The sequence below is a fragment of the Thermococcus sp. genome, from assembly GCF_015523185.1.
Taxonomy (GTDB): Archaea; Methanobacteriota_B; Thermococci; order Thermococcales; family Thermococcaceae; genus Thermococcus.
Map to the genome: position 1 here is coordinate 1 of NZ_WAKV01000044.1, position 5,540 is coordinate 5,540.

The 5,540-nt window shown below is 50.2% G+C and carries 9 protein-coding genes and 1 pseudogene; all 10 read left to right on the top strand.

Annotated elements, in window-relative coordinates:
• Window positions 1–351, top strand: a 351-nt coding sequence (locus F7B33_RS04810) for a prefoldin subunit beta (RefSeq protein WP_297073472.1), incomplete at its 5' end; no start/stop codon positions are given.
• Window positions 352–379: 28 nt separating this feature from the next.
• Window positions 380–688 (top strand): DUF3194 domain-containing protein, encoded by a 309-nt coding sequence (locus F7B33_RS04815; RefSeq protein WP_297073480.1) that lies wholly within the window; start codon window positions 380–382, stop codon window positions 686–688.
• A gap of 33 nt (window positions 689–721) precedes the next feature.
• On the top strand, window positions 722–1,045 hold the full coding sequence (locus tag F7B33_RS04820; RefSeq protein WP_297065923.1) for a nucleotidyltransferase domain-containing protein: 324 nt from the start codon (window positions 722–724) through the stop codon (window positions 1,043–1,045).
• Entirely contained in the window at window positions 1,035–1,418 is a 384-nt protein-coding gene (locus tag F7B33_RS04825) for a HEPN domain-containing protein (RefSeq protein ID WP_297065917.1), read from the top strand. Before F7B33_RS04820 ends, F7B33_RS04825 begins: the two co-directional genes overlap by 11 nt.
• Window positions 1,415–2,398 (top strand): bifunctional oligoribonuclease/PAP phosphatase NrnA, encoded by a 984-nt coding sequence (locus F7B33_RS04830; RefSeq protein WP_297073474.1) that lies wholly within the window; start codon window positions 1,415–1,417, stop codon window positions 2,396–2,398. The genes F7B33_RS04825 and F7B33_RS04830 overlap by 4 nt, the downstream gene beginning before the upstream one ends.
• Window positions 2,398–2,724 carry a hypothetical protein gene (locus F7B33_RS04835; protein WP_297065911.1) on the top strand — a complete coding sequence of 109 codons (327 nt, stop codon included), beginning with the start codon at window positions 2,398–2,400 and terminating at the stop codon, window positions 2,722–2,724. Before F7B33_RS04830 ends, F7B33_RS04835 begins: the two co-directional genes overlap by 1 nt.
• Before the next feature lie 35 nt (window positions 2,725–2,759).
• Entirely contained in the window at window positions 2,760–3,884 is a 1,125-nt protein-coding gene (locus F7B33_RS04840; RefSeq protein ID WP_297073476.1) for a tetratricopeptide repeat protein, read from the top strand.
• Window positions 3,811–4,536, top strand: coding sequence for a tRNA-binding protein (locus tag F7B33_RS04845; RefSeq protein WP_297073482.1), 726 nt, complete (start codon window positions 3,811–3,813; stop codon window positions 4,534–4,536). The genes F7B33_RS04840 and F7B33_RS04845 overlap by 74 nt, the downstream gene beginning before the upstream one ends.
• 225 nt (window positions 4,537–4,761) lie before the next feature.
• A complete protein-coding gene (locus F7B33_RS04850) occupies window positions 4,762–5,121 on the top strand; it encodes a hypothetical protein (protein ID WP_297073479.1) in 360 nt (119 codons plus the stop codon).
• A gap of 24 nt (window positions 5,122–5,145) precedes the next feature.
• A pseudogene (locus F7B33_RS04855) lies at window positions 5,146–5,540 on the top strand (hypothetical protein); the annotation flags it as partial.

A 5,540-nucleotide genomic window follows, 5' to 3' on the forward strand; every position in this document is an offset into this window, starting at 1 on the left:
ATGCAGAGCATTCCGCCCCAGGTTCAGTCCATGCTCGCCCAGCTTGAGAGCTACCAGCAGCAGCTCCAGCTCCTCGTTCAGCAGAAGCAGAAGGTTCAGCTCGAGCTAAACGAAGCCAAGAAAGCTTTGGAGGAAATTGAGAAGCTCCCCGACGATGCGGTCATCTACAAGACTATAGGAACGCTCATCGTCAAGACAGAGAAAAGCAAGGCGGTGGAAGAGCTCAAGGAGAAAGTTGAAACCCTTGAAGTCCGCTTAAGCGCTCTGGAGAGGCAGGAGAAGAAGCTCAACGAAAAGCTCAAGGAGTTAACCGCCAAGATACAGAGCGCAATCCGCCCGACCGCGGGCTGATTTCTCTTTTCTACCCCCGGTGATGGCGATGGAGCGGAGGGGAGTTGTCCACATTGGCCTTCCTGAGCTGAGCGAGGAACAGCTCGTTGAAATCGGCGAGCTGGCACAGAAGGTTATAATAAAGCACGTTTTCGATTCCCTGAACAGGAGCGACGTCAAGGACATAGAGGTGACGACAAGGATAAACCGCGATGAGACACTCGACCTTGAAATTGAAGTCTACCTTGAGGTTCCGGTCTTCGTTAGAGTTGACGTTGATTCCCTCGTCCATGAGGCTCTTGAGAAGGCCTACGAAGCCGTTGAGAAGAAACTAAAAACACTTGCCACAAAGGATTAAACTTCCAAAGTCTAAATTTATACGGTGAGGAGGATGGATTATCAAGAGGTGGCAAGGCGCTTTGCAGAGGACGTTAAAAAGCTTTTAGGAGACTCAATTAGAGAGATAGTTCTCTTTGGGTCTGTTGCGAGGGGAGATTATAGCGAGAACAGTGACGTTGATGTCCTTGTAGTTGTTGAAGGAAACGCGTGGGAGGCTCAGAAAAAAGTTTCTGACGTTGTCGTTGATTACCTCACTGAATACGGTGTCTACGTCTCGGCCAAAGTTATAAGCCTTGAAGAGTTTGAGCTAATGAAGAGCCTTAACACCGCGTTTTACAGGAACATCCAAAGGGAGGGGGTTCTAATTGGACGATGAAGTAAGTCTTCTACTCAACAATGCCCATGAGTCACTGGATGCGGCGGAGCTTTTACTTGAGAAGGGATTTTACAGGGATGCCCTGAGTAGGGCATATTATGCAATGTTCTACGCCGCCAGTGCCCTTCTCAGGGCTAGGGGAATCATTACCAAAAGCCATAGAGGCGTGATTGCAAAGTTTGGACTTGAATTCGTAACGGATGGCACCATAGAGAAGCATTATGCGAGAGCTCTTAGTCTTGCTGAAAGCCTTCGGGAGAGAGCTGACTATGATGCCACGTTTCGGCCGGGTAAAGAGGAGGCCGAAGAACTCGTTGAAGATGCTAGAGCTTTTGTAGAGCGTATTGAAAAAGCTCTGGAGGAGCTGGGATGAAGGGAAAAATTAAGCTCAAGCGATTTCTTGAGAAATCAAGGAACAAGTCTTTTCTCCTCCTCTGCCATCATAACGCAGATCCCGATTCCTTGGGTTCAGCCATAGCTTTTGCCCGCTACCTGAGGTCAATTGGTGTCAAAAAAATCAGGATTGGCGTGGCCCAGAGTGTTTCTTCCTATGCAAAGAGACTCCTGACTTTTTCTCCCGTTCCCGTCGAGAAAAACCCCCGGGTTGAGGAGGACGTTATTGTCATATTCGACACTTCTTCAATTGAACAGCTTGAGCCTATTGAAATTCCAGAGGGGAAAACCGTCGTGCTCATAGACCACCACGTTGAGAAGGAGAGGCCGATTAAGGCGGACATAGCTATTATTGACTCCTCGAGGACTTCAACGGCCGAGATAGTGTGGGAACTCTTCAAGTACTTCCGCTTTGCTGATGAGGAGAGCGTTAAGGTCCTTCTCGCTGGGGTTGTTACAGATACCGCCAACTTCCGCTTCGCCAACGCGAAAACATTCAAAGCAGTTTCGGAGATGCTTGAGCTCTTCCCTATTCAGATGGGTGAGATATCCCAGCTTGTTGCTCCAGTTACTGATGAAAACACCGACAACGCAAAGAGAATGGCCGTTTTGAAGGCCTGCCAGAGGCTGGAAATCAGGAAGTTCCGGAGGTATGTGATAGCAATCTCAAAGGTTTCCGCCTATGAGTCATACGCCTGCAAGGTCTTTCTCCAGCTTGGTGCCGATATAGCAATCGTTGGGAGCGAGAAAAACGGTGTGAGGATTTCGGCCAGAGCAAAGGAAAGCCTCGTTAAGAAGGGCCTTCACCTGGGGAAGATAATGGAGAAGGTCGGGCCAATCATAGAGGGCTCAGGCGGTGGGCACGCAGGGGCCGCCGGAGCAAACGGTAAGGCCAACCTTGATAAGGCGATAAAATTAATCCTGAAGGAGATAGAGAAGTTTTTGAGGGAGGTGGAGTGATGGCAAAGTGTCCCCTCTGCGGCAAGCCCCTCGACTGGGCTGAGCTCGTTGAGCAGATGCTGACCATTGAAAACGCCAAGGAGGTTTTAACAGACTGGGAGCTTTTCCTCAAAACCCTAGAGAACTTTGTCTTTAAGTGCCCCCACTGCGGTGAGGAGTTCTACGGAAAGTATCTCCCGAGGGAAGAGGCTGAGAAAGTCTTCGAGCTACTCAACGAGTTTAAGGGCTCGATTGACTGGAAGAACAAGAAGGTTCGTCTCAGGCTAAATAGTCTGCTCGCCCTCGACAAGATGCTCGAGAACTGGGATAAAAAGATGAAGGGGTAACCCTTTTTAGGTTTTGGTTCTACACCTTTTGTCTGGTGGTTTCTGTGGAGGCAGTAAAGGAGAGGATAAAAATCGGCGACTTCAAGGGGGCCCTTGAAAGGGCGCGTTCAATTGTGGACCCCCTACAAAGGATTCTCGCACTAAGCTTGGTCATAACTGAGTTTCCAAGGGAGGAAGTCCTATCTGAAATGCTTGAATCACTTGAGGAAGTCTCTGGGACGTATGAGAAGGCAATCGCTTATTCTTTCGTTGGCAGGGCGTTTTACCTACTAAACCGTGAGGAAGGGGGTTCTTTCTACTTCGAAAAGGCCGTTTTCTTTGCAAAATCACTCTCATCGCCAATGCTGAGGGGAGAGGCCCTTGCTGGAATAGCCAGGAACCTCGTTTTGGCCGACAGATACAGTGATGCTTACATCCTTTTTGCCGAGGCGGTTGATGAAATACAGCGTTCGAGGGGGCTTTCCTCACGGGCCCTCGAAACCCTCAGGAGGGTTGCAAGGATTATCGAAAAGAGCGCCGACGAGATTCCAAACGAGAAGGCTCTGGTATTCTACAAACTGGCAAGGGACATCTACGATTCCCTTTTCTTCAAACTTCAGGCGAAGCATCTGGCGGAGAAGATAGCCCTAATAGAAAGCGTTCTCAAACACGGCCGGCCTGTGGTTGCTGAGCTGATAGAAAAAGGAGACATTGAGAGGGCAATAGAAGTGATGCGCTTCCTTCCCCTCGAGGAGAGGGCCGTTGAGATGCTCCACCTCAGTTACTGGCTCTTCCTCCACGAGAGACCATACCTTGCGAGAAAGGTCTTCAACGAAGCCCTTGACCTAATCCTCATAGGCAAATTCCGACCGATGGATGGGGAGATTTTCTCGATAGCGATGAGACTGCTCAAGATTGGTCATCTTGAAGAGCCCTTAATCCTGGCCGGCGTGGTTAAGGACGTTGGCCTTACATCGGAACTGCTTGGAGAAATTGCACTCGCCTACGCAAGGCGGGGTGATTCTGCCAAAGCCCGCTCGATAGCGGAAGGTATAAAGGACGAAAGCGTTAAGAGACGGGTTTTAAAGGCAGTAGAAGGTGATGAAGATGTGGGACACGAGCAAGGATTACCGCTTACTCGTGGCGGAGAAGGCGATAGAGCTCTTTCTGAAGACGATTGAGGGCGCGAAGTTCAAGGGGCACTGGGACAAGAAGAGAGCGATAAAGCTCGGCAAGGAAATGTTGCCCGAGATACAGGCGATGCGTTATTCCTACATTGAACCTAAGGAACTCATCGAAACACCTCAGATGAAGTCCCTTAAGGAGAAGGCCCTTGAAATAGTCGAGGCTTTGGGTGGCGAGGACTGGCACCACAAGTTCATAAGCAACGCCTCCAAAGATGAAAGGGAGAAGGTTGAGGAGCAGGTTGCCAAAATCCGCTTCTTCCTGAACACGATACTCGGCCTCGACAAACGCTTGGCCCTGGGGAAGATAAACGACCCTGTAATAGCGGTGGACATAAAGGTCGGCGAGGTCATGAGTGTTGCCAAACATCCGAACGCTGACAGGCTTTTGGTCACGAACGTCAACATAGGAGACAGAGCGATTACCGTAGTGACGAACGATTTGAGCGTTAAGGAAGGAAACCGCGTGGCGGTCGCGTTACTCCCGCCGGCGAACTTCAGGGGGATAGTGAGCGAGGGAATGTTCCTTGGAGCTGGGAAAGGCGTTCTAAAGGACGTTAAAGGAGAAATCGGAGGGCTTCCGAAGGGGATTCCCCTTGAGGCTCTCAACGAGACGAGGAATTTAGTTGAGGCTTTCCTGAAGGGCTGACTTCCTTTTGACAACTTTTTGGAGAAAAAATTATAACCCTCGACTGTCATATTCTTCCGGTAGTGTTGTGTCTGGAAGAAGGGTTATCCTCGCCGTTGTCGTTGCTCTTACACTAGTTCTTACCTTCGTTTTGAGCCAGAGCCTGGAAAGGAATGAAAGGCCCGGGAAATCTCTCTTTCTATCTGCCCCCTCCGGGAATACGGCCCCCTGGCTGGTCTGGAACAGGTGAGTGCCTTCAACGGCACTCTGGTCTACAAAACAGGAGAGAGCTTCGCGGTTAAAGTCAAAAACTCAACGTACCTCACTAACGCGAGCGAGGTCTTTTTCTTCAACTGGGGCTTCGTTGCCGTTGGGAATGAGAGCGAGGTGAGAATGGTTCCCTTCGTGAAGTTCAACGTTGACGTCTACGGCAGAACCAACGTGAGTACAGGCAACTTAACCGCAGAGGTCCCGGTTGTTGTTCTGAGAGCTTGCAGTTACGATGGGAAACCTCTCTGGAACCTCACATTCCCTAGCTACGCTTGGACTTACGACGGGGGAAGATACGGGATTAAGGAAAACGGAACGCCGTTCCGGAGGTTCTGATAACTAACACGAGACACTACCTCTATGTCCTTCGTTTATCAGACCGCACCCAGGCCATATTCTGAATTCAGAAACTACGCACCGGATGACTGCTTCTACGTCTTTGACAGGGAGGGTACGGTTAAAAAGTTCGACCTTGGACGGAGTTTCCTTCCGCTCATGAACGCGTTTCTGGTTTCAAACGGCAGTTACGTGTTGATGGGCTTTGAACGTCCCCTGCCGGATGGTTCTCCGATGTCAGGCTACGTCATGATTCTGAACGGGACGGAAGTTGCTTGGAGCAGGCCCTTCCAGATGAATGACCCGAGTTGTCTATGTCCTGTTATTCCCGGCTGGGGTAGGATTGATAAAACGGCTGTGCGACCTTTGGCCTGTACGAGGGTTATTCCACTACTGCAACGGGACGCTGACGTTTCACC